23 protein-coding genes are annotated in these 23,285 nt (G+C 68.3%); 11 read left to right on the forward strand and 12 right to left on the reverse strand.

Going from position 1 to position 23,285, the window contains the following annotated elements; genetic code table 11:
* Positions 1-30 precede the first annotated feature (30 nt).
* From BM066_RS09050 to rimM, 6 genes are all read left to right on the forward strand, one after another.
* On the forward strand, positions 31-2,166 hold the full coding sequence (locus BM066_RS09050) for a M10 family metallopeptidase C-terminal domain-containing protein (RefSeq protein WP_089926513.1): 2,136 nt from the start codon (positions 31-33) through the stop codon (positions 2,164-2,166).
* A 79-nt stretch (positions 2,167-2,245) separates the two neighbouring features.
* Entirely contained in the window at positions 2,246-2,638 is a 393-nt protein-coding gene (locus BM066_RS09055; protein ID WP_089926516.1) for a VOC family protein, read from the forward strand.
* 50 nt (positions 2,639-2,688) lie between these two features.
* Positions 2,689-4,059, forward strand: coding sequence for a hypothetical protein (locus BM066_RS09060; protein WP_143093697.1), 1,371 nt, complete (start codon positions 2,689-2,691; stop codon positions 4,057-4,059).
* A gap of 184 nt (positions 4,060-4,243) precedes the next feature.
* Complete coding sequence (gene ffh / locus BM066_RS09065; protein WP_089926522.1) at positions 4,244-5,779, forward strand: signal recognition particle protein; 1,536 nt, start codon at positions 4,244-4,246, stop codon at positions 5,777-5,779.
* Positions 5,780-5,803: 24 nt separating this feature from the next.
* Complete coding sequence (gene rpsP / locus BM066_RS09070) at positions 5,804-6,310, forward strand: 30S ribosomal protein S16 (protein ID WP_089926525.1); 507 nt, start codon at positions 5,804-5,806, stop codon at positions 6,308-6,310.
* Between the two features lie 63 nt (positions 6,311-6,373).
* The gene (gene rimM / locus BM066_RS09075; RefSeq protein ID WP_089926528.1) at positions 6,374-6,946 is read left to right on the forward strand and encodes a ribosome maturation factor RimM; all 573 of its coding nucleotides are present in this window, start codon (positions 6,374-6,376) and stop codon (positions 6,944-6,946) included.
* A gap of 90 nt (positions 6,947-7,036) precedes the next feature.
* On the opposite strand, the gene BM066_RS09080 is transcribed toward rimM, so the two are convergent.
* The gene (locus BM066_RS09080; protein WP_089926531.1) at positions 7,037-7,891 is read right to left on the reverse strand and encodes an acyl-CoA thioesterase; all 855 of its coding nucleotides are present in this window, start codon (positions 7,889-7,891) and stop codon (positions 7,037-7,039) included.
* 79 nt (positions 7,892-7,970) lie between these two features.
* Between BM066_RS09080 and BM066_RS09085 the strand changes: the two genes are divergently transcribed.
* Positions 7,971-8,888, forward strand: a complete 918-nt coding sequence (locus BM066_RS09085; RefSeq protein ID WP_089926534.1) for a histone deacetylase family protein — start codon at positions 7,971-7,973, stop codon at positions 8,886-8,888.
* Between the two features lie 345 nt (positions 8,889-9,233).
* Here BM066_RS09085 and BM066_RS09090 read toward each other — a convergent pair whose 3' ends face one another.
* Both BM066_RS09090 and BM066_RS09095 read right to left on the reverse strand, forming a co-directional pair.
* A complete protein-coding gene (locus tag BM066_RS09090; RefSeq protein ID WP_089926538.1) occupies positions 9,234-9,653 on the reverse strand; it encodes a PaaI family thioesterase in 420 nt (139 codons plus the stop codon).
* Complete coding sequence (locus tag BM066_RS09095) at positions 9,650-10,141, reverse strand: PaaI family thioesterase (RefSeq protein ID WP_089926541.1); 492 nt, start codon at positions 10,139-10,141, stop codon at positions 9,650-9,652. Before BM066_RS09095 ends, BM066_RS09090 begins: the two co-directional genes overlap by 4 nt.
* Positions 10,142-10,157: 16 nt before the next feature.
* Between BM066_RS09095 and BM066_RS09100 the strand changes: the two genes are divergently transcribed.
* Complete coding sequence (locus BM066_RS09100) at positions 10,158-11,207, forward strand: ligase-associated DNA damage response exonuclease (RefSeq protein WP_089926544.1); 1,050 nt, start codon at positions 10,158-10,160, stop codon at positions 11,205-11,207.
* A gap of 16 nt (positions 11,208-11,223) precedes the next feature.
* Here BM066_RS09100 and BM066_RS09105 read toward each other — a convergent pair whose 3' ends face one another.
* The gene (locus BM066_RS09105; protein WP_089926547.1) at positions 11,224-11,634 is read right to left on the reverse strand and encodes a PaaI family thioesterase; all 411 of its coding nucleotides are present in this window, start codon (positions 11,632-11,634) and stop codon (positions 11,224-11,226) included.
* 106 nt (positions 11,635-11,740) lie between these two features.
* Here BM066_RS09105 and BM066_RS09110 point away from each other — a divergent pair, with 106 nt between their 5' ends.
* Both BM066_RS09110 and BM066_RS09115 read left to right on the forward strand, forming a co-directional pair.
* A complete protein-coding gene (locus BM066_RS09110) occupies positions 11,741-12,463 on the forward strand; it encodes a hypothetical protein (protein WP_089926550.1) in 723 nt (240 codons plus the stop codon).
* Positions 12,464-12,487: 24 nt separating this feature from the next.
* Entirely contained in the window at positions 12,488-14,098 is a 1,611-nt protein-coding gene (locus tag BM066_RS09115) for a cisplatin damage response ATP-dependent DNA ligase (RefSeq protein ID WP_026176619.1), read from the forward strand.
* Positions 14,099-14,104: 6 nt separating this feature from the next.
* Here the strand turns inward: BM066_RS09115 and BM066_RS09120 are convergent, their stop codons facing one another.
* The 4 genes from BM066_RS09120 to BM066_RS09135 all read right to left on the reverse strand — a co-directional run bounded on the left by BM066_RS09120 (position 14,105) and on the right by BM066_RS09135 (position 18,356).
* Positions 14,105-15,328, reverse strand: coding sequence for a multidrug effflux MFS transporter (locus tag BM066_RS09120; RefSeq protein WP_018062418.1), 1,224 nt, complete (start codon positions 15,326-15,328; stop codon positions 14,105-14,107).
* 167 nt (positions 15,329-15,495) lie between these two features.
* Entirely contained in the window at positions 15,496-16,380 is an 885-nt protein-coding gene (locus BM066_RS09125; RefSeq protein WP_089926553.1) for a hypothetical protein, read from the reverse strand.
* A complete protein-coding gene (locus BM066_RS09130; RefSeq protein WP_018062416.1) occupies positions 16,380-17,132 on the reverse strand; it encodes a hypothetical protein in 753 nt (250 codons plus the stop codon). The genes BM066_RS09125 and BM066_RS09130 overlap by 1 nt, the downstream gene beginning before the upstream one ends.
* A 63-nt stretch (positions 17,133-17,195) precedes the next feature.
* A complete protein-coding gene (locus BM066_RS09135) occupies positions 17,196-18,356 on the reverse strand; it encodes a DegT/DnrJ/EryC1/StrS family aminotransferase (protein WP_018062415.1) in 1,161 nt (386 codons plus the stop codon).
* A 160-nt stretch (positions 18,357-18,516) separates the two neighbouring features.
* On the opposite strand from BM066_RS09135, the gene BM066_RS09140 reads away from it, so the two are divergent.
* Complete coding sequence (locus BM066_RS09140; RefSeq protein ID WP_018062414.1) at positions 18,517-19,500, forward strand: mechanosensitive ion channel family protein; 984 nt, start codon at positions 18,517-18,519, stop codon at positions 19,498-19,500.
* Here BM066_RS09140 and BM066_RS09145 read toward each other — a convergent pair.
* From BM066_RS09145 to fsa, 4 genes are all read right to left on the reverse strand, one after another.
* Positions 19,430-20,608, reverse strand: coding sequence for a trans-sulfuration enzyme family protein (locus tag BM066_RS09145; RefSeq protein ID WP_018062413.1), 1,179 nt, complete (start codon positions 20,606-20,608; stop codon positions 19,430-19,432). The two genes, BM066_RS09140 and BM066_RS09145, sit on opposite strands and share 71 nt — an antisense overlap.
* 139 nt (positions 20,609-20,747) lie before the next feature.
* Positions 20,748-22,148 carry a pyridoxal-phosphate dependent enzyme gene (locus BM066_RS09150; protein WP_018062412.1) on the reverse strand — a complete coding sequence of 467 codons (1,401 nt, stop codon included), beginning with the start codon at positions 22,146-22,148 and terminating at the stop codon, positions 20,748-20,750.
* A 102-nt stretch (positions 22,149-22,250) separates the two neighbouring features.
* Positions 22,251-22,484, reverse strand: a complete 234-nt coding sequence (locus tag BM066_RS09155) for a hypothetical protein (protein ID WP_018062411.1) — start codon at positions 22,482-22,484, stop codon at positions 22,251-22,253.
* Positions 22,485-22,615: 131 nt separating this feature from the next.
* Positions 22,616-23,269, reverse strand: a complete 654-nt coding sequence (fsa, locus tag BM066_RS09160) for a fructose-6-phosphate aldolase (protein WP_018062410.1) — start codon at positions 23,267-23,269, stop codon at positions 22,616-22,618.
* Positions 23,270-23,285: the final 16 nt, after the last annotated feature.

The following is a 23,285-nucleotide window of genomic DNA, read 5'->3' on the forward strand; positions in this document are numbered from 1 at the left end:
GACCGCAACACCAGCCAACGGAAAGACCCGATGCGCCTTCACGACGAAAGCCTGGACCAGGACCTCCATCGCGACATCGACTTCCCGGTCTTCCAGGGGCCGATCGACGTGGTCGCGCCGGCGCCGGACGTCTCGGTCGAACCCGTCAACGCCTCGGTGGACGGCCAAGGCGGCGCGATCCGCGGCAAGCCGGTGTTCACGATCGAGCAGGCGACCGCGCAGTTGCACCGGGGCGACGCCGGCTGGACACCCGGCGACATTGCCCACGCCACACCGCGCGACGGCGACGTCAGCGTGCTCAACTTCGGCTTCCACACCGCCGAAAGCATGTTCGCCGAACCCTATGTCTACGAAGAGGGCGGGCAACTGTACGGCCGTCCCGAATATTTCGGCTTCGCGCCGTTCACCGAAGCCCAGAAGGCCGCGGCCCGCGAGGCCATGGCCAGCTGGGACGACCTGATCGCCCCCACCCTAGTGGAGACCGCCCCCGAACAGGCCGACATCACCTTCGCCAACTACACCAACCGGCCCGGCACCCAGGCCTATGCCTACCTGCCGCACGACTACACGCCCGACAACGCCGACCTGATCGCCGGCGACGTCTGGGTCAGCGCCAACCAGCCCAGCAACTTCCAGCTGGACGAGGGCCTCTACGGCATCCACACCCTGACCCACGAAAGCGGCCACGCCCTGGGGCTGGAGCACCCCGGCGACTACAACGCCGCCCCTGGCGTCAGCATCACCTACGCGGCCAACGCCGAGTATTACCAGGACAGCCGCGCCTACAGCATCATGTCCTACTTCCCCGCCTCCGAGACCGGGGCGCGGCACTTCGACTTCAACCTCTCGGCCACGGTCTACGCCTCGACCCCGCTGGTGCACGACATCGCCGCCATCCAGGCGATCTATGGCGCCGACATGACCACCCGCACGGGCGACACGACCTACGGCTTCAACAGCAACGCCGGCCGCGATTCCTACGACTTCACCAAGACCCCGGCCCCGGTCATGGCCATCTGGGACGCCGGCGGGATCGACACCCTGGACGCCTCGGGCTACGCGACCGACCAGGTCATCGACCTGACCCCCGGCGCGCTCAGCAGCGTCGGCGGAGTGACCTACGACACCGCCCCGTCGTTCGAGCAGGTCAACGCCAACCGGGCGGCGGCCGGCTACGCCCCGGTGGCCCTGTCGACCTACACGTCCAACATGGCCCTGCTGGCCGCCAATCCGGTGGTCGGCCGGCTCACCGACAACGTCGCCATCGCCTATGGCGCGACGATCGAGAACGCGGTGGGCGGCTCGGGTTCGGACTGGTTGATCGGCAATACGGCGGCCAACACCCTGACCGGCAACGCCGGGAACGATACGCTGGAAGGCCGCGACGGGGCTGACATCCTGATCGGCGGCCTGGGCAATGACGTGCTGGACGGCGGAACGGGCGTCGACAGGATGACCGGTGGGGCCGGCGACGACCGCTACATCGTCGACAACTGGCGCGACACGGTGACCGAACTGGCCGGCGGCGGGATCGACACCGTCTGGAGCTCGATCAGCTACAGTCTCTCCGCCAACCTAGAGAACCTGCGACTGACCGGCGCCGCCGCCCTGGGCACGGGCAACGGCTCGGCCAACCTCATCGAGGGCAACGACGCCTTCAACCTGCTGAGCGGCGAAGGGGGCGCCGACAGCCTGTTCGGGGCGGGCGGCAAGGACATCCTGCTTGGCGGGTCGGGCAATGACCGGCTGAACGGCGGAGCCGATTTCGACATCCTGGCTGGCGGCGCCGGGAACGACGTCTTCGTGTTCGACAGCGCTTCGTTCGACAAGGACGGCCTGTCGATCGACTACATCAGCGATTACGGCCGGGGCGACCTGTTCGATTTCAGCGCGCTGGACGCCAACGGCGCGCTGGACGGCGACCAGGCCTTCTCGCTGGTCTCCCACCTCACCGCCAGCGGCTTGGGCCAGCTCATGGTCAGCACCTATGCCAGCATCTTCTCGGCGGTCGGCGCCCTGGGCGGCGTCGACCTGGGGCTGTTCGGACTGGGCGGACTGTTCAGCCAGGCCTCGATCATCTGGGGCGACCTGGACGGCGACGCCCATTCGGACTTCGCCCTGCTGGTCTCGGGCGGCGGGCTGTCGACCAGCGGCTGGCTGCTTTAAGGCCGCCCGGCCGGCCGGTCTTGCCTGACCGGCCGGCCATGAATACCTCGACCGCGACACCGAACCCGAGGACCTCGTCATGCGCCTGCTCGGCATCGACCACGTGGTGATCCGCGCCCGCGACCCCGTCGCCATGGAGCGGTTCTATGTCGAGGTGCTGGGCTGCGTGGTCGAGCGGCGGCAGGACGCCATCGGCCTGGTGCAGCTGCGGGCCGGCGCCCACTTGATCGACCTGGTCGACGTCGCCGGCCGCCTGGGCCGAATGGGCGGTCCCGCACCGGGGCCGGACGGCCACAACATGGACCACCTGTGCCTGCGGGTGGTCGACTTCGACGTCGATGTGGTCCGCGCCCACCTGGAAGCCCACGGCGTGGCGATCGGCGACATCGGCGAACGCTACGGCTCGACCGGCGAGGCGGTGTCGCTCTACCTGTCCGACCCTGAAGGCAACGGGCTGGAGCTGCGGGGCTAGGCCCTTGGTTGTTTCCTTCGGCTAAGCTATCCCGGACTTCCGGGGAGCCCATGCGCGCATCAGTTCTTTCTTTCGTCGCCAGCCTGATCGCCTGTTGCCTGGCCACGCAGGCTGTGGCCCAGACGAGCGACAGTGCTCGGATTGAAGCCTTCATCCAGGTGGCGAACGCTGGCGACTGTACGGGCTCTCCGGCCATGGCGGACTTGGCGCTGTCCGACCGTCTGGACAGATTTCACGGCGCGCGCCTGGCGGTGGCGACCGCGATCTGCGCCGCTCGAGAGGGACGATTCGATCTAACAGACCGCCTAATCGTGCAGGCGTCCCTGGCTCCGTTGTCGGGAACCGAAGTGCAGGTGCGCTTCGCGTTCTACTACCTGATCGAGCGACTGACGGACATTCCAGGCGCCGGAGCATCCGCCGCCCGCGCCGCCGAGGCCATAAACAAGCTTGATCGTTTTCCGAATCGGACGATCGGATCCACCGAGATTGGCGTCATGGCGATGTTCGCGGCGAGCCGCGACATCGAAGGCCTGGAGCGCCTGACTCAAATTGACCGGCAGGGATCCCTCTCGATCCAGACGGACCGCCGCTTCGCCACCGCCTGGCTGAGACCGCCCGAACTGACCGCCGCCATCGACCGGCCGCTCAAATCGCCAGCGCCGCCCTTGGGCGAGGACTGGACACGGGAGCTGGCCAGCTTGAGCCGTGAAGGCGACGAGGCGGCAGTGCTCTCCGCCGCGCGCCGGTTCATGCGCGCCGATATCGAAAACACCCAGCCTTTCGGACTGGCGTTCGGCAAAACTGGGACTGGCGGCGATGGCCAGCGGGCCTGGCTCGTGCAGCGGCTCCTTGAGGACGGCCGTGTCGACGAGGCGCGCGAGGTTCTGGATGCCGAAGCGGTCGGCAAGGCCGGCAAGTCGGGCGACATGCTTTTCGTCCCAGGCCTGACTGGGGTGATCGAAGGCCTGATCCGCTCGGATCGCCCGGACGAGGCCAACCGACTGCTGGACTGGTGGAACGTGGCGCAGAAGCAGGACAAGACCGAATATGTCGGCTATTCCCGAGATGATGATGTAACCCTCTGGCCGCTGCGCGCGCTGCAAGCCTGCCTGAAAGGCGACCATGTCGCTCGGCTTGACCCCATCAACTGGCGCGTCAGCTTAACCTGCAATGATCCCGAAGACCGAACGGCGGCCCTGCTGATCCAAGCGTTGAGTGGTCCCGGACGCCGCAACGAAATGCTTCAAGCCGTCAACCTGCCGCCGATGCATCCGCCGCTCGGCAAGACTGACGAAGACTATCGCCGACGCTGGAACGCCCTGCTCGCTCGACCCGACGTTTCGGCGGCGATCGAGCGCTACGGACGCCGCCTGCCACCTGAAACGGCCTGGCGGCTGTCGCGGGCCTATCCGGCGTTTTGACTCCCGGCTCCCTTTCGTGCATAAGCGCGCCCTTCCGGCGCTATATCAGCAGCGCCTCCACCGTCACGACCCCGGCCTGTTAGCGCAGGATCCATCCGGACGAGGACGGCGAGGACCCCCGTCGACGCGATCGTCCACGGGGGCTGATTGCGTTTGGTCTTGAGTTCGGGATCCAGGGTTCGACATGTTCGACGGCCTTACAGAGCGACTTTCAGGGGTCTTCGACCGCCTCGGCGGTCGCGGCGTGCTGTCCGAGAAGGACATCGACGAGGCGCTGCGCGAGGTCCGCGTCGCCCTTCTGGAAGCCGACGTCGCCCTGCCGGTGGTCAAGGACTTCATCAGCAAGGCCAAGGAAAGCGCTTCGGGCGAAGCGGTCATCCGCTCGGTCAAGCCGGCCGACCAGGTGGTCAAGATCGTCTATGACGGCCTGGTCGACATGCTGGGCGGCGAGGTCGCGACCGGCCTGAACCTGGCCCTGAACCCGCCGTCGGTGATCCTGATGGCCGGCCTGCAGGGCTCCGGCAAAACCACCACCACCGGCAAGCTGGCCCTGCGGCTGAATAAGGTCGAGCGCAAGAAGGTGCTGGTCGCCTCGCTCGACACCCGCCGCCCGGCCGCCATGGAACAGCTGGCCATGCTGGCCAAGCAGGTCGAGGTCGAGAGCCTGCCGATCGTCGCCGGCCAGAGCGCCGCCGACATCGCCAAGCGCGCCCTGACCGCCGCCAAGCTGGGCGGCTACGACGTCCTGATCCTCGACACCGCCGGCCGCACCACGCTGGACGAGGCGATGATGAGCGAGGCGGCGGAAATCGCCCGCATCGCCACGCCGACCGAGACCCTGTTGGTCGCCGACAGCCTGACCGGCCAGGACGCGGTGCGCACGGCCAAGGCCTTCCACGAGCGCCTGCCGCTGACCGGCCTGATCCTGACCCGCGCCGACGGCGACGGCCGCGGCGGGGCGGCGCTGTCGATGCGCCACGTCACCGGCCTGCCGATCAAGTTCCTGGGCGCCGGCGAGAAGATCGACGCCCTGGACGTGTTCGACGCCCGCCGCGTGGCCGGCCGGATCCTGGGTCAGGGCGACGTCGTCGCCCTGGTCGAGAAGGCCGCCCAGGACCTCGACGTGGCCGAAGCCGAGCGCATGGCCAAGAAGCTGGCCAAGGGCCAGTTCGACCTCAACGACCTGTCGGCCCAGCTGTCGCAGATGCAGAAGATGGGCGGCATGCAGGGCATCATGGGCCTGCTGCCGGGAGTCCAGAAGGTCAAGAAGCAGATCGCCGAGAGCGGCATCGACGACAGCATCTTCCGCCGCCAGCAGGCGATCATCTCGTCGATGACCAAGCTTGAGCGCAAGAAGCCCGACATCCTGGCCGCCTCCCGCAAGCGCCGCATCGCGGCCGGGGCCGGCGTCGATGTGGCCGAGGTCAACCGCCTGCTCAAGCAGCACCGCCAGATGGCCGACATGTTCAAGGCCATGAGCAAGGACGGCGGCAAGGGCATGGCCCGCATGGCCGCCATGATGGGCGGCGGCGACATGTCCCGGCTCAAAGCCATGGGCGGCGGCAAGATGGCCGCGCCCGACCAGACTTCCGCGGGGGGCCTTGGCGGCCTTCCGGGGCTCCCCGGTCTTCCGGGATCCGGGGGCGGCGGCGACGCCAAGCCCAACCTCCTGTCCGGACTGGGCGGCCTGCCCCCCGGCTTCAACCCGTTCAAGAAATAGAACTTTAGACCAAGGACTAAGACTATGCTGAAGATCCGTCTCGCCCGTGGCGGCGCCAAGAAGCGCCCCTACTACTCGATCGTCGTCGCCGACAGCCACTCGCCCCGCGACGGCCGCTTCATCGAGAAGGTCGGCACCTACAACCCGCTGCTCAAGAAGGACGACGCCGCGCGCGTGACCCTGAAGGTCGAGTCCATCCAGGAGTGGCTCAAGAAGGGCGCCCAGCCGACCGACCGCGTCGCCCGCTTCCTGGCCGCCCAAGGCCTGACCACCTGGGCCCACGGCAACAACCCGCAGAAGGGCGCCCCGGGCAAGAAGGCTCAGGAGCGCATCGCCGAACGCGCCCAGCGCGAAGAAGAGCGCGCCGCCGCCGAAGCCCAGGCCAAGGAAGACGCTAAGGCCGCCGCTGAAGCCGCCGCCGCCGCGGCCGCCGAAGCCGCCGCCGCTCCGGCTCCGGAGCCGGAAGTCGTCGCCGAAGAGGCTCCGGCCGCCGAAGAAGCCCCGGCTTCGGAAGAAACCACCGAAGGCTAAGGCTTTCGGACGCGCCGCCGCCGGACACCCGTTCGGCGGCGGCGTTTTCTTTTGCGCGCTCTCATGACCTCGCCCCCCGCTCAGACCCTGATCCTGGTCGGCCGCGTCGCCGGCGGCTTCGGCGTGCGCGGCGAGGTGCGCATCGCGACCTATACCGAAGACCCGCTGACCCTGACCAAGTTCAAGGTGCTGACGCGCCAGGACGGCTCGCCCGCCCTGACCCTGACCACCGCCCGCGTGGCCAAGGACGGCGTCGTCGCCCGTTGCGTCGGGATCGACACCAAGGAAGCCGCCGACGCCCTGCGCGGCCTGCGCCTCTACGTGCCGCGCTCGGCTCTGCCGGAGCCCGACGAGGACGAATTCTACCTGGCCGACCTGATCGGCCTGACCGTCCGCCACGTGGCGACCAAAGAGCTGATCGGCAAGATCAAGAGCGTCCAGAACTTCGGCGCCGACGACCTGCTGGAGATCAGCCCCGCCCTGGGCGGCCAGACCTGGTACCTGCCCTTCACCCGCGCCGCCGTGCCCGAGGTGAAAATCGCCGAGGGCCTGGTCCTGGCCGATCCGCCGACGATGGTGGGCGAGCCGGAAGGACCGGTCGAGGACGAAGACGACGCCGAGCGCCACGACGACTGAGTTGCTCCTCTTCCTCCCGCTCATGGGAAGAATAGGTTGTTCAGCTTGATGTCGCATTTTGCGACATCAAGTTCGCGGTGACCGTCTAGCCTACTTCCGCACCCGCATCAGGCATTCCTGGGCCACCGAGGCCACCAGCTTGCCGTCGCGGGTGAACATCTGGCCGCGCACCAGGCCGCGGCCCTGCGAAGCCGAGGGGCTGTCCTGGGCGAACAGTATCCAGTCGTTGAAGTCGAACGGATGGTGGAACCACATGGCGTGGTCCAGGCTGGCGGCCTGCAGGCCGGGCGTGGTCCAGATCAGGCCGTGCGGGCGCAGGGCGCTTTCCATGAAGGCCATGTCCGAGGCGTAGGCCAGGGCGCACTGCTGCAGGCGGATGTCGTCGCCGATCACCGCGCGAGCCCGCATCCACACCTGCTTGGTCGACGGCTTGGGCGTAGGCCTGGTCGGATGCTGCGGATCGACCCAGCGCAGATCCACCGGTCGGGGATGCTCGGCCATCTTCACGAAGCGCGGATGCAGGTCGTCGCCCAGCGAGCGCAGATATTCGGCCTCGGTCGGCAGGCTTTCCGGATCGGGGGCGTCGGGCATGCCCATCTGATGCTCCAGGCCCTCTTCCGGGGTCTGGAAGGAACAGGCCAGGTTGAAGATCTGCTCGCCGTGCTGGATGGCCGCCACCCGCCGGGTGGTGAAGGTGCCGCCGTCGCGGGCCCGCTCGACCTCGTAGAGCACCGGCGCGTTCACGTCGCCGGGCCGGATGAAATAGGCGTGCAGCGAATGGCAGATGCGGTCGGGCACGGTCTTGTAGGCCGCGGTCAGGGCCTGGGCGATGACCAGCCCGCCGAAGATGCGGGGAAAGCCGTCATTGGGGCTGACGCCCCGGAACAGGTTCACCTCGATCGGTTCGAGGGTCAGGATCTCGGCGAGGTTCTCGGGCGTGCGCATGGCGGTTGGTTAGGCGTGTGGAACGGGCGGGGCAAGACGTGACCTTGCGTCAGCGCGACGCCTTTCCCATCGTGGCGTGATGGCCACGCCCTTCCCTCCGATCGTCCACCACCCCGCCTTCCGCGCCGAGATGCCGGCCGGCCATCGTTTTCCGATGGACAAGTTCGCGCGCCTTGCCGCGGTGCTGGAGGCCGAAGGCGTGGCGGGACCGGCCGGTTTCGTGCGGCCCGAGCCGATCGACCTGGAGAGCCTGCTGCTGGTCCATGATCAGGCCTATGTGCGCGGCGTCATCGACCTGACCTTGCCGGCCGACGTCGCCCGTCGGGTCGGCCTGCCTAATACCGAGTCCGTGGCCAGGCGGGCCCAGGCCGCGGTCGGCGGCACCCTGGCGGCGGCGCGCCTGGCTCTGGCGCACGGGATCGCCTGCAACACCGCCGGCGGCAGCCACCACGCCCAGGCCGACACCGGAGCGGGCTTCTGCGTGTTCAACGACGTGGCGGTGGCGGCGCGGCGGCTGCTGGCGGAGGGCAGGGTCGGCCAGGTGCTGGTCGTCGACCTCGACGTCCACCAGGGCGACGGCACGGCCCGGATCTTCGAAGGCGATCCCAGCGTCTTTACCTTCTCGATGCACGCCGAGAAGAACTTCCCGGCCCGCAAGGCGACGAGCGACTTGGACGTCGACCTGCCGGACGGCATGGACGACGGGGCCTATCTGGAAAAGCTGGGAGAGATCCTGCCGGACCTGCTGGCGCGGGTGGCGCCGGACCTGGTGTTCTTCAACGCCGGGGTCGATCCGCACGCGGACGACAAGCTGGGGCGCCTGTCTCTGAGCGACGAGGGGCTCGCGCGGCGCGAGGCGTTCGTCCTGGGCTCATGTCTGGAAAGGGAGATCCCCGTGGCGGGGGTGATCGGCGGCGGATACGACGCCGACATCGATCGTCTGGCGCATCGTCACGCCCTTCTCCACCGGGCGGCCCGCGAGGCGCTGGGCGCCTGAGGGTCGCGAACCCGGTGGAGCTACGCGGCGATCACTTAGAAGCTCGTGACGAGCGAACCGGCGATCACGACGAGGGGCAGCATGGCCAGAACGATGCTGGCGAAACCCGAGAAGGCGTTGTTCGAGAAGGTCATTGTCTTGGTTCCCTGTTGATCCGGCGCGCCGTCCGCGTCCGGTGATCAGGGATATAGGCCCGCGGGATGATGAATGCCCGTTACCTTTGCTTCATGAAGCGTTTTTAAGAAACGTTGACGGCGATAATCGGCATTACAGAGGTGTAATGTTGTCGACTGAAACCGTTACAATGGAAACTTTTACCTTAGAGACCAACGTTCTCCATTCGGATCAATCCTCCGCCGCCGTCAGCAGGAAATGGCCGCGCAGGGCGGCGATCGGGGCGGCGCGCTGCTCCTGCCAGGCCTCGACATGGACGTTGGCGATCCGCCGGCCGACCTTGTTGATCTTGGCGCGGGCGAAGGTGGTCAGGGGGCGGCCCGAGCGCAGGTACTCGATCGAGATGTCGATGGTGCGCGGCTGGCGCTTCAGAGGCTCGGCCACCGACAGCTGGGCCAGGGCGGTCATCTCCATGAAGGCGCCCAGCACCCCGCCATGGATGGCCGGCAGCAGCGGGTTGCCGACGATATGGTCGGAGAACGGCAGGACGGCGGTCATCTCGTCGCCGGCCAACTCGGCCCGCATGCCGATGAACCGGGCGTAGGGGATCGAGCCCAGCACGGCGCTGAGGCGGGTGTCGGCGTCGCTCATGCGGCGTCTCCCCTGCCCAAGGCCTTGGAGCGGGGCGGCTTGAGATTGGCGCCGGGCTTCTTGCCGGCGCTGGAGTCCAGCATGAAGGCGGCCTGGGCGGCGGCCACCGGATCGTCGGGATCGTCCTCGTAGGCCACGGCCCGCACGAAGGCGACCGAACGGGTGGCCTTGTAGCAATGGGCGCGGGCCAGCACGTCGCGGCCCGGCTGGGCCGGCCGCATGTAGTCGATGCGCAGGTCCAGGGTGGCGATCGAGGTCCATTCGCTCATGGCCGCGTGCACCGCCTGGCCGCTGGCGTGGTCCAGCAGGGTGGTCACCACCCCGCCGGCGATCACCCCGGTCTCCGGGTCGCCGACGATCTCGGGGCGATAGGGCGCCCTGAGGATGGCGACCGCGTCGCCGATCTCCAGGGTCACCAGGCCCAGGGCGCGCGCCTGCGGGCTGCCTTCGTTCATGGCGTCGGCGATGAACCGATGCTGTTCGCCCATGCTGTTATCTGTGCTCATGGATAGGTTTATAGCCGCGCGCGTTGCCATATCCATCGTGATGAAGCCGCAGGACCTGATCTGTCCGAAGCCCGACGGGCTCTACTGCCCGCCCGGAGACTTCTACATCGACCCCGTCCGCCCCGTGGACCGGGCGGTAGTCACCCATGGCCACGCCGACCACGCCCGGGCCGGCCACGGCGTGGTGGCCGCCACCCCCGAGACCCTGGCGATCATGGCCGAGCGCTACGGCGAGGACTTCGCCGGCCGCCGCCATCCCGTGGCCTACGACCAGACCTTCACCCACAACGGCGTCGAGGTCGGGCTGGTCCCGGCCGGCCACGTACTGGGCTCGGCCCAGGCCGTGGTGCGCTGGAAGGGCATGACCATCGTCGTCTCCGGCGACTACAAGCGCCGCCGCGATCCCACCTGCCCGGCCTTCGAGCCCGTGCCCTGCGACGTGTTCGTGACCGAGGCGACCTTCGGCCTGCCGGTCTTCCGCCATCCCGACGACAAGGGCGAGGTGGCCGCCCTGCTGAAGTCGGTCGCGCAGTTTCCCGAACGCTCGCACATCGTCGGGGCCTACGCCCTGGGCAAGGCCCAGCGGGTGATCAGATTGCTGCGCGAGGCTGGCTGGGACCGGACGATCCATGTGCACGGGGCGATGGAACGGCTGAACCGGCTTTACGGCCGTCACGGCGTCGACCTGGGCCTGCTGGCGCCCGCCACCACGGGGACCAGGAAAGACTTCGAAGGCGCGATCATCGTCGCCCCGCCCTCGGCCCTGGCCGACCGCTGGTCGCGGCGCTTCCCCGACCCGGTCGACTGCTTCGCCAGTGGCTGGATGCGGGTGCGGGCGCGGGCCCGCCAGCGGGGCGTGGAGCTTCCGCTGATCATCTCCGACCATGCCGACTGGGACGAACTGACCGCCACCCTCGACGAGCTGCGCCCCGGCGAGGTGTGGATCACCCACGGCCGCGAGGAGGCCCTGGAGCGCTGGTGCGAACTCCAGGGCATACCGGCTCGGGCGCTACGGCTGGTGGGTTATGACGAGGAGGAGGGGGAGTAAGCGTTGCAGGACGCCCTTACCCCACCTTGAACGTCGCTCTCGCCCGCGCCACCGGCTTGCCATCCGCCGACACCGTGGCCTCGGCGTAGCACAGGCTCTTGCCGGGCTTGATGAAGTCGGTGTCGAACACCAGCCATTGCCCGAGCTCGGCGGCGGCGATGTAGTCCAGACCCAGGGAAACGGTGACTAGGCCCTGGCTGGGAATCTCCAGCCGCGCCAGCACCATCCCGCACGACAGGCCCATGGCGTTGTCGGCCAGGGCCGCGATCAGGCCGCCGTGCGCACCGCCGCGGGAATTGGTGTGCGGCTCGCGCAGCTCCACGGCCAGCACCCAGCGATCGTCGCGGATATCGGCGAAGATGGGCTCCCACGGCGTGGTCAGCGGGCTCTTGCGGGGATGGGGGACGAAGGGCTCGGGCGGGCTCATGGTCGCCTCCAGGTCCGGGCTCCGGACGGATCAATTCAAACAGATGTTCGAATTGACTGCAAGCCTCGCCGCCATGCTAGCGTCGGCCCCGGATCGGGGGACCCGTATGGCCAAGAGCAATGGCGCGCTGAAACTGGACGCCGACGAGGTGGTGCAGACGCTTGACCACCTGCAGGCCCGGGTGTCGGAGCGGTTTCCGGCGTCCGGCCTGTCGCAGGTCTGTGACCAGCTGACCGCCGTCGCCCGGGTCACCGCCCGGCGGGCGCGGCGGCTGTCGCGACCCTATCTGGGCCTGCGCGCCCTGGTGGCCGTGATCGCGATCGCGGCGATCGGGCTGGAGGCGGCGCTGATCGGCCGGCTGGACTGGCTGGCGAACCTACGGAACGCCGGCGCCCTCACCCTGGCCACCAGCCTGGAGCCGGCCGTCAACCTGCTGCTGCTGTCGGGCGCGGCCATCTGGTTCCTGGTCTCGCTGGAATCGCGGTGGAAGCGCTCGCGGGTCCAGAAGTCGCTGCACGAGCTGCGGTCGTTCGCCCACGTGATCGACATGCACCAGCTGACCAAGGACCCGACCCTGGTGCTGGGTCCGCGCACCGCCTCGTCGCCCGCCCGCGAGATGAGCCGCTTCCAGCTGGCCCGCTATCTGGACTACTGCGCCGAGATGCTGGCCCTGACCGCCAAGCTGGCGGCGCTCTACGCCGGCGAGAGCGACGACCCGGTGGTGGTCGCCGCCGTCAACGACATCGAGACCCTGACCTCCGACCTCGGCCGCAAGATATGGCAGAAGATCATGATCCTGGGCCAGCTGGACGAGAGCCGGGCAGGTTGAACCTAAGCCAAGGCGCGACATTTCATTGCCATGCGCGCCTTCGCCCACCTTCTCGACCGGCTGTCCCTGACCAGCTCGCGCAACGCCAAGCTGACCCTGATCAAGGATTTCCTGGCGCAGACCCCCGATCCCGAGCGCGGCTGGGTGCTGGCGGCCTTGACCGGGGCGCTGTCGTTCAACGCCGCCAAGCCGGCCTTCATCCGCAAGGCGGTCGAGAGCCGGATGGACCCTCAGCTGTTCGCCTGGTCCTACGACTATGTCGGCGACTTGGCCGAGACCGTCGCCCTGGTCTGGCCGGAAAGGCCCGGCGCCAATCGCGAACCTGATCTTTCCGAAGTGGTCGAGAGCCTGCGCACGGCCTCGCGCACGGAAGTGCAGCGGCTGATCGAAGGCTGGCTGGACGCCCTGGACGCCGACGGTCGCTGGGCGCTGCTGAAACTGATGACCGGCGGCCTGAGGGTCGGCGTGTCGGCGCGGCTGGCCAAGCAGGCCTGCGCCGACTTCGGCCAGGTGGAGATCGGCCAGGTCGAGGAGGTCTGGCACGCCATGACCCCGCCCTATGGCGACCTGTTCGCCTGGCTGGAGGGCCGCTCGGAACAACCCTCGCCCGACGCCCCTGGGCGGTTCCGACCGGTGATGCTGGCCCAGGCGATCGACGAAGCGGTCGACTTCGCCAAACTGGACCCGGCCGACTACGCCGCCGAATGGAAGTGGGACGGCATCCGCGTCCAGGCGGTCAGCGAGCGCGGCGAGCGACGGCTCTACACCCGCACCGGCGACGACATCTCGGCGACCTTCCCCGACGTGGTCGAGGCCCTGGCCTTCGAGGGGGCGATCGACGGCGAGCTGCTGGTGATGCGCGACGGCGCCGTGGCCAGCTTCGGCGACCTGCAGCAGCGGCTGAACCGCAAGACGGTCGACGCCAGGCAGCTGGCGGCCTTCCCGGCCGGGATCCGCGCCTACGACCTGCTGCTGGACGGCGAGACCGACCTGCGCGGCCTGCCGTTCGCCGAACGGCGGAAACGGCTGGAGGCTTTTGTAATCCAGGCAAACAGCCCGCGCATCGACCTGTCGCCGATCCAGCCGTTCGCGACCTGGGAGGGGCTGACCGCCCTGCGCGCCGAGCCGCCGCCCGGCGATCCGACGATCGCCGAGGGTCTGATGCTCAAGCGCTGGGATAGCGTCTATGAGCCCGGCCGGCCCAAGGGTCCGTGGTTCAAGTGGAAGCGCGACCCCCGTCTGATCGATGCGGTGCTGATGTACGCCCAGCGCGGCCACGGCAAGCGGTCCAGCTTCTATTCCGACTACACCTTCGGAGTCTGGCGCGAGGACGAGACCGGGACACGTCATCTGACGCCGGTGGGCAAGGCCTATTTCGGCTTCACCGACGAGGAGCTGAAACGGATCGACAAGTTCGTGCGCGACCACACCGTCGAGCGCTTCGGCCCCGTGCGCTCGGTGCGCGCCGACCTGGAGTTCGGCCTGGTGTTCGAGGTGGCGTTCGAGGGCCTGCAGCGCTCAACCCGCCACAAGTCGGGCGTTGCCATGCGCTTTCCGCGCATCAACCGCATCCGCTGGGACAAGCCCGCGCGCGAGGCGGACGAGCTTTCGACGCTGGAGCGGATGCTGGACTAGAGAGGGTTAGTGGATGCCCGCCCCCTCGGCGGCCATCGCCCCAGCCCCCGCATGGAACATCCGGCCCTTCTCGGTGATCAGCACCGCCAGCAGACCCGCCACGCCAAAGCCCGTGAAGCCCAGGGTCAGAGGCACGGTCGTGCCGTCGAACAGCTGACCGATCCAGAAGCCGAACAGCGCCCCGAAGATGGTGGTGATGAAGCCCTGCACCGAGGCCGCCGTGCCGGCCAGGTGGCCCAGCGGCTCCATGGCGATCGAACCGAAGTTCGACATCACCAGGCCGAAACAGAACATCATCCCCGCCTGCAGCAGCGAGAAGGTCCACAGGGTCTCGTGGCCGCTCAGGGCGACCACGGCATGGGCCGCTGCGAAGACGATGTAGCCGCACAGCGCCACGTGCGAGACCAGCCGCATGCCCAGGCGGCCGACGATGCGGGAATTGAGCAGCGACGAGACGGCGATGCCGCCGGCGATCCCCGCAAAGATCAGGGGGAACGAACGGCCCGCTCCCAGCACGTCGACGAACACCTGCTGGGCCGAGTTGAGGAAGCCGAACAGCCCGCCCAGCACCAGGGTGGCGGCCAGGGTGTAGCCGACGGCGATCCGGTTGGTCAGGCATTCCCTGAACGCGGCCAGCACCGGGCCGGCGGCCAGGGGCGTGCGGTCCTCCGGATGCAGGGTCTCGGGCAGCTTGATTCCCGACCAGACGATCACCGCCAGGCCGAAGATCGACAGGACGCCGAACACCCACGGCCAGGGCGCGACCAGCAGGATGGCCTGGCCCACGGATGGGGCGACGATCGGCACGCCCAGGAAGACGATGAACGACAGCGACATCACCCGCGCCATCTGGCGGCCGCTGTAACAGTCGCGGACGATCGACACCGCCAGCACGCGGGTGGCCGCCGCTCCGACGCCGCACAGGGCGCGGGCGATCAGCAGCATCTCGAACGAGTTGGAGAAGGCGCAGAGCGCGGCGAAGACGACGTACAGCGACAACCCCGCCAGCAGCACCGGCTTGCGGCCGAAGCGGTCGGCCAGCGGACCGTAGACGATCTGGGCCGCCCCGAAGCCCAGCAGATAGGCGGTCAGGATCCACTGGCGCTCGTTGTCGCTGGCCACGCCGAGGGCGTGGCCGATCTGCGGCATGGCCGGCAGCATCGAGTCGATGGCGAGGGCGTTGGTGGCCATCATCGCCGCGATCAGGGCGACGAACTGGCCAAAGCCCATGCCGGGATGGGGTCCGGGCGCGGGGCGAACCGAAGCGGCGATGGGAGTGGACGACATGACGCTCTTTCACAGGCCGGAACGCCGAAGCGCCGGCAGGCGCGAGACGCGATGGCCGCGATATAGGTCAGGCTGGCCCGTCCGCCAAACAAACCCGGGCGGGCGGGCCGTCAGGGCGCCATCTGGAACTGAATGCTCACGGTTTGGTCATCGCCGACCTTTGAAGCGCCTTCTTGCGATTGACCCACGCTGGCGACCCGCAACAAGGGCTGAGAACCGGGTTGACCGGCCGGCGCGTTGCGCAAGGTCGCGAGATCGGGCTGGGCGACGGTCAGGGCCTGGTGGAAGACCGCGGCGCGCTGCAGAGCCAGGGCGGCCGCGCGCTGGCCCTCGGCGCTGGAGACGTCGAAATTGGTCTGGCTGATGACGTTGGCCACGGCCAGCTTAGGTCCGTCGGATTCGCAGTTGGCGCCGGCTGTCACGCCGTAACCCAGGCAGGGCAGGCGCCGCATCAGGATCTGGGCGACGTCGCCGGCGATCCGCTGGCCGTCCGGCGAAAGCGTGGCCGTCCCCGCGACAAACAGCTGATCGGCCCGGAAGTTGAGCGCGCCGCTCGACGGATCGCCGGTGATCGGCACGTGGATGTCCCGCAGGTCAGCGTCCAGCGACTGCATCAGCAGCTTTTGGGCGTCGACCGCCGAAGCGGTCTGGGCCGTGGCCTGGGTCGGCGGCGAATAGGCGAAGCAGCGGCGCTGGCCCGCCGCGCCTTGGCCGGTCTCCGACAGGGCGGCTTCGGGCACGCACAGCACCTGGGCCTTGTAGTCGACCTCGATGTCGGCGGTCTTGGGCGTGAGATTGGCGGCGGTCTGCAGCAGGGCCGCCGTCTCCGGATGCTTGGCCGTGGTCAGCTTGGCGGTGGTCGAGCGGAACTCGAACGCGAAATAGCTGAGCATGATGATGAAGATGAAGATCACCCCCACCATCATGTCGGTCATCGAGACATAGTAGCTTTCGCCCTCTTCGACATCGGCCGTCCTGCCGCGCTTGCGTCGCATCAAGCTACGCCCCGGGGCGCCGCGGCCTTGCCGGCCAAGGTCGCCTCGATACGGCCCAGCATCGCCAGTTGCTCCAGCATCACCTTTTCGGGCGGCGCAAAGCGGACGCAGGCGTCCAGCAGCGCGAAGAAGTGGGCTTCCTGGGCTTCGATGGCCTGACGGCGACGCCGCGCGGCCAGGCGCAGGACGATCGAAGCCAGAACCCCGGCGATCGAAGTCCAGAACTTGGTGGCGGCGATCGTCAGCAGGTTGATCAGGGCGCCCTGCATGGCTGCGCCCCCGCCGCTCATGGCCGACGTCGCCTCGGTCAAGGCCGCCACGATGCCCATGAACGTGATGACCAGGCCGATGGCGACCATGATGTTGGCCCACCACTCCAGGGTGCGGGCCGGCGTGTCGGCGAGGTCGAAGGCGTCGGAGGCGTGGACCGAAGCCGCCAGGCGTCCATCCTCGGTCGGAGTCAGCTGACTGCGATAGTGCGCCCAGCCGAGTTCCAGAACGGGATGGGCCACGCCGCTTAGGCGCTTGTCGATCGCTTCGAAGGCCTCGGCGAACGCTTTCTGCCGATCGCCACGTAGTTCGTCCAGCAGGTCGGCGCGACGACGCAGGTCGTCCATCAGCGGCACGTATTCGAAATGGCCCGATTGAAGGATCAGCCCAACGGCGAAGACCAGGATGGCCGCCGCCATCATCAGGGCGGCGCCAGGCATGCTGAACACCGCGACCACGAACGACGTTACCGGATCGTGCATCTGAACCTTCGAATCAACTTGGAGGCCACAATACCCCAGGGTGAGGCGCGAATGGGGCGCAGCTTAGCCGTTGAACGCCCGGATCGCGTCGATGATCCGCTGCTGGTCGGCCTCCGCCAGATACGGATGCATCGGCAGGGCCAGCACCGTCTCGGCCTTGGCCTCGGTCACCGGCAGGCCGTCGGCCGCGCGCGGGAAGTGGGCGTAGGGGGCCTGCACGTGCATCGGCACCGGATAATAGACGGCCGTCGGAATCCCCTGCGTCTTCAGGTGGGCGGCCAGGCCGTCGCGGTTCTCGTGCTCGATCACGTACTGGGCCCAGACCGACACGCCGCCGTCGATGACCTTGGGCGTGGCGATCACCGCGCCCTTCAGGCCCTCGGCGTAGCGGTCGGCCACCCCTTGCCGCAGGTCGATCTCCTCCTGGAAGATGGCCAGCTTCTCGATCAGGATCGCCGCCTGGATCGTGTCCAGCCGCGAGTTCATGCCGATGCGGGTGTTCAGATACTTGGTGTCGTGGTCGAACGTGCGGCCGACCAGATCCGGGGCCACGGCCTTGCCGTGCACCCGGAAGCTGTCCATCAGGTCCCAGAGCTCCTGGTCGTTGGTCAACACCGCCCCGCCGTCGCCGTAGCAGCCCAGCGGCTTGGCCGGGAAGAAGCTGGTGGTGGCCACGTCGGCCCAGTGCAGCGGGTGCTTGCCGTCCAGGGTGCATCCGAAGCCCTGGGCGCTGTCGGCGATCAGCTTCAGGCCCTCGCGATCGCAGATGGCCTTGATGGCCGGATAGTCGGCCGGCTGGCCGAACAGGTCGACGGCGATCACCACCCTGGGCGTCAGCTTGCCCTCGGCCTTCACGCCGGCGATGGCGGCGTCCAGCCGGGCGGGATCGAGGTTGAACGTGTCGGGCAGCACGTCCACGAACACCGGGGTGGCGCCGACCCACGGCACGACTTCGGGCGTGGCGGCGAAGGTGAAGGACGGGCAGAACACCGCGTCGCCGGGACCCACGCCCCAGGCCATCAACGGCAAGGCGATGGCGTCGGTGCCGTTGGCGCACGACAGGGCCAGCCTGGCCTGGCCGAACGCCGCCAGCTTGGCCTCGAATTCGCGGACCTGCGGCCCCATGACATAGGCGCCGCTGTCGAGGACGGCGGCGATCGCGGCGTCGATTTTCCCGCGGATCCGGCGCTGCTGCGCGGCGAGGTCGATGAAGGACATGCTCATGGGCGGCGCTCTTAGAGGCGGATCGGCTCGGGTTCGAGCCAATTGATGTAACCGAGTGTTTCCACGGAACGAAGCGGCGCCTTGGCGGGAACGGGCCGGGACCTGGTTCGTTGACGGGTCTTCGTTGACGGCTTGGGGCGGGGGCGCCATCGAGAGATCCATGCAGACCAAGCCCAGCCTGATCCCCGCCGACGCCAGCCTTCCGTCCCTGGCCAACGTGAAGGCCGACGAGACCATGCTCGGCCATTTCCTCGACTGGCTGGGCAAGCTGGCGGTGAACCTGGTGGTCGCCGCCCTGATCCTGGTCGCCACCTTCTGGGTGGCCGGCTGGCTGGCGGGGGTGGCCAGGCGCGGCCTGGGCCGCATGCACCGCAAGAACCCCGACCCGACCCTGGAGAGCTTCGTCTCGTCCCTGGTGCGCTACGCGATCGTCGCCGTCGGCCTGGTGGCGGTGCTGCAGCAGCTGGGCGTCCAGGCCACGTCGATCATCGCCGTGCTGGGCGCGGCCTCCCTGGCCATCGGCCTGGCCCTGCAAGGCGCGCTGTCGAACGTCGCCGCCGGGGTGATGATCCTGCTGTTTCGGCCCTACAAGGTCGGCGACGTCATCGAGACCTCGACCCGCAACGGCACCGTCAAGTCGCTGGACCTGCTGTTCACCGAGATCGCCACCCCCGACAACGTCAAGGTGATGATCCCCAACAGCAAGGTGTTCGGCGACGTCATCCTCAACTACTCGACCCACCGCAGCCGCCGGGCCGACGTGGTGTTCAAGGTCCCGCTGAAGACCGACCTTGTGACGGTGCTGCAGAAGATGCGCGAGCGGGCCGAGGGCGATCCGCGGGTGCGCAAGGAGCCGGCCCCGATGATCGAGGTGGTCGACCTCAGCGAAGCCTTCGCCCAGGCCGCCATCCGCGTCTGGACGGCGAAGGAGGACTACGGCCCGGTCAGGACCGACCTGATGCTGGCCGCCCACCTGTGGGCCGAGGATCCGACGCGGGTCCTGCCGCCGCCGCGCCCGTCGAAGGCCCCCGATCCGTCGCCGGCCATGCCCGGCGACGCCGAACATCACCTGTTCAGACTGCCAAGGCCTCGGAGAGGTCGGCAATCAGGTCCTCGCAGTCCTCGATCCCCACCGACAGCCTGATCAGGGTGTCGGAGATGCCCAGGGCGGCGCGCTGATCGGCCGGGATCGAAGCGTGGGTCATGATGGCCGGATGCTCGATCAGGCTCTCGACCCCGCCCAGGCTTTCCGCGAGCGTGAACAGGCGCGTGCGCTCCAGCATTCGCCTGGCGGTGTTCACGTCGCCCTTCAGCTCCACCGAGATGATCCCGCCGAACCCGCCCTGCATTTGGCGCCGGGCCAGCTCGTGCTGCGGGTGGCTGGGCAGGCCGGGATAGATCACCCGGGCGACGTCCTTGCGCGTCGACAGCCACCTGGCGATCGTCAGAGCGCTGTCGCAGGCCCGCTGCATGCGCAGGGCCAGGGTCTTGACGCCACGCAGGGCCAGGAAACTGTCGAACGGCCCCAGAACCGCCCCGACGGCGTTCTGCAGGAACTTCAGCTTCTCGGCGATCTCGGCGTTGTCGCCGACCACCGCCACGCCCGCCACCACGTCGGAATGGCCGTTCAGGTACTTGGTGGCCGAGTGCATGACGATGTCGAAGCCCAGCTCCAGCGGCCGCTGGACGAACGGGCTGGCGAAGGTGTTGTCGGCCACGGTGATCAGGCCGTGCTTTCTGGCGAGCGCCGCGATGCCGGACAGGTCGGCCAGGCGCAGCATCGGATTGGTCGGGGTCTCGACCCAGATCATCCTGGTTTCGGGCGTGATCGCCGCCTCGATGGCCGCTAGATCGCCCATGTCGACGAAGCTGAAGGTCAGGCCCGCCGAGCGCTTGCGCACCTTGTCGAACAGCCGGAACGAACCGCCATAGAGGTCGTCGCTGGCGATCACATGGGCGCCGCTGTCGAGGATCTCCAGGATCGTCGAGGCCGCCGCCAGGCCCGAGGCGAAGGCGAAGCCGGCCGTACCGCTCTCCAGGTCGGCGATGCAGCGCTCGAAGGCGAAGCGGGTCGGGTTGTGGCTGCGGCTGTACTCGAAGCCCTTGTGCTCGCCCGGGCTGGACTGGACATAGGTCGAGGTCGCGTAGATCGGCACCATCACCGCCCCGGTCGTGGGATCGGGGAACTGGCCGCCGTGGATCGTGCGGGTGGCGAAGGCCAGGCGGTTCTTGCCGGGGATGTCTTGGGTCATTGATTGTCCTTGGCGCGCCCTGCGTCCTTCGAGGCCCGCTGTGCGGGCGCCTCAGGATGAGGGGTTCAGTGCTTCTTCGTCATGTGAAATCCTCATCCCGAGGCGCCCGCACAGCGAGCCTCGAAGGACGCGGAGAATCTCAGCTCGCCAGGCGCAGGTGGTTGATCAGGTCCACGCGGGTGATCACCCCCACGAACTCGTCGCCGTCGCAGACCAGCGCCACCTCGTCGCGGTCGAACACTTCCGGCAGGGCGTCGACGCCCTGGGTCGACTGCAGCGTATTGACCGCCTTGGTCATGGCCTTGCCGACCAGGGTCTTGAACTTGGGCCCGCGATCGTCGTCCGCGCCCTCGACCGCGGCCAGGATGTCGCTTTCGTCGAGGATGCCGACCAGCTTGCCGTGGTCGACCACCGGCAACTGGCTGATGTCGCTGCCGCGCATGCGGTTGTAGGCGGTCAGCAGGGTGTCGTCCGGCCCGATCGCCACCACCCCGCCGTCGGCGTAGCGCTTGGCGATCAGGTCGCGCAGGTCGCCGTGCAGTTCGCGGTGGTCGAAGCCATGGGCGGCCAGCCACATGTCGTTGAACATCTTGGTCAGGTACTTGGCGCCGGTGTCGCAGACCAGGGTGACCACCCGCTTGGGCTCGGTCTGGGCCTGGCACCAGCGCAGCGCCGCCGCCAGCAGGGTGCCCGAGGACGAGCCGGCCAGGACGCCCTCCTTGCGCAGCAGCAGGCGGGCGGTGTCGACGCTCTCGCGGTCGCTGATCGAATAGGCCTTGCTGACCAGGTCCATCTGGGCGTTGGCCGGGATGAAGTCCTCGCCGATGCCCTCGACGATCCACGACCCGGCCTCGCCATAAGTCCCGGTCGCCACGTAGTCGCAGAGGATCGAGCCGACCGGGTCGGCCAGCACCATCTGGGTCTTCGGCGAGTGTCTGGCCATGAACCGGCCGATGCCGGTCAGGGTGCCGCCCGAACCGACGCCGACCACCACCGCGTCGATGTCGCCGCCCATCTGCTCGAAGATCTCGGGCGCGGTCGTGGTCTCGTGAGCGTGCGGATTGGCCGGGTTCTCAAACTGATTGACATAGATCGCGCCCGGGATCGACTGGGCCAGGGTCTGGGCCATGTCCTGGTAGTATTCGGGATGGCCCTTGCCGACGTCGCTGCGGGTCAGGCGCACGTCCACGCCCATGGCCCGCAGGTGCAGGATCTTCTCCCGCGCCATCTTGTCGGGCACCACCAGGATCAGCTTGTAGCCCTTCAGGGTCGCCACCTGGGCCAGGCCCAGGCCCGTATTCCCGGCCGTCGCCTCGATGATCGTCCCGCCCGGTTTGAGGCTGCCATCGGCCTCGGCCGCCTCGATCATCGAGCGGGCCACCCGATCCTTGATCGAGCCGCCGGGGTTCTGGTTTTCCAGCTTCAGGAACAGCCGGCACGGACCGGTGTCGAGGTTGCGAACCTCGATCATCGGCGTGCGGCCGATCAGATCGAGCGCGGAACCGACGACCGGAGGAAGGGCGGATTTGGGGTCGTTCATGGCGCAACTCGGCGACAGAGAGAAATGATCTCCCTATCTATGCCCGTTTCACGAAAGCGCCAACAGCGTTACGCGAACTTGACCGCAAGCCCTTGCCCGACCTCAGCCCCCGCAAGCCGCGAGCCGGTCCATCCGCCATTCGCGGGCGAACTTGCGCCCGATCCCGGCGTCCTCGAACACCACCTTGCGGCGCTCGCCGGAGAGGTCCGGCGCGTTGTGAATCATCACGAAAGGGAAGCCGTTGCGCGACAGGAAGGCCTGGACGAATCCCGAGAAGCGCAGGGCTTCCTCGGCCGAGGCGATGCAGATTTCGACGGCGATGTCGGCGGCGTTCATGGGCGCGCTCCCGGATGGTCGCCAGGACCCTAACGCACGAATTCGCAAATGCGAACAATCTTCGCAGCTGCACAATAAAACGACCCCGGATCAATCCGGGGTCGCCCGATAATTCAGCGAAGGAGGTCGATCTAGAGGATCGATTGCCCGGTCCCGGCCCAGTCCTTCAGGAACTGCTCCAGGCCCTTGTCGGTCAGGGGGTGCTTGAACAGGTCAGCGAACACGGCCGGCGGGATGGTCACCACGTCGGCGCCGACGATGGCCGCGTCCTTGACGTGGGCGACGTTGCGCACCGACGCGGCCAGGATCTCGGTCTCGTAGCCGTAGTTGTCGTAGATCGCGCGGATGTCACGGATCAGGTCCATGCCGTCGAAGCCGTAGTCGTCCAGGCGGCCGATGAACGGCGAGACGTAGGTCGCGCCGGCCTTGGCGGCCAGCAGGGCCTGGGTCGGCGAGAAGCACAGGGTGACGTTGGTCGAGATGCCTTCGCCGGCGAAGGCCGCGCAGGCGATCAGGCCGTCGCGGGTCAGCGGGATCTTGACGACGACGTTCGGCGCGATCGCGGCCAGCTTCTTGCCCTCGGCAACCATCGCCTCGTGGGTCGTGGCGGCGACTTCGGCGCTGATCGGACCCGGCACAAGGTCGCAGATCTCGGCGATCACCTCGAGCATCGGTCGGCCCGCCTTGGCGATCAGGGTCGGGTTGGTGGTCACCCCGTCCACCAGGCCGGTGGAGGCCAGGTCGGCGATGACCTTGGTGTCGGTGCTGTCGAGAAAGATCTGCATGGGTCTGCGCTTTTTC

This window comes from Caulobacter sp. UNC279MFTsu5.1 (assembly GCF_900114015.1).
Classification (GTDB): domain Bacteria; phylum Pseudomonadota; class Alphaproteobacteria; order Caulobacterales; family Caulobacteraceae; genus Caulobacter.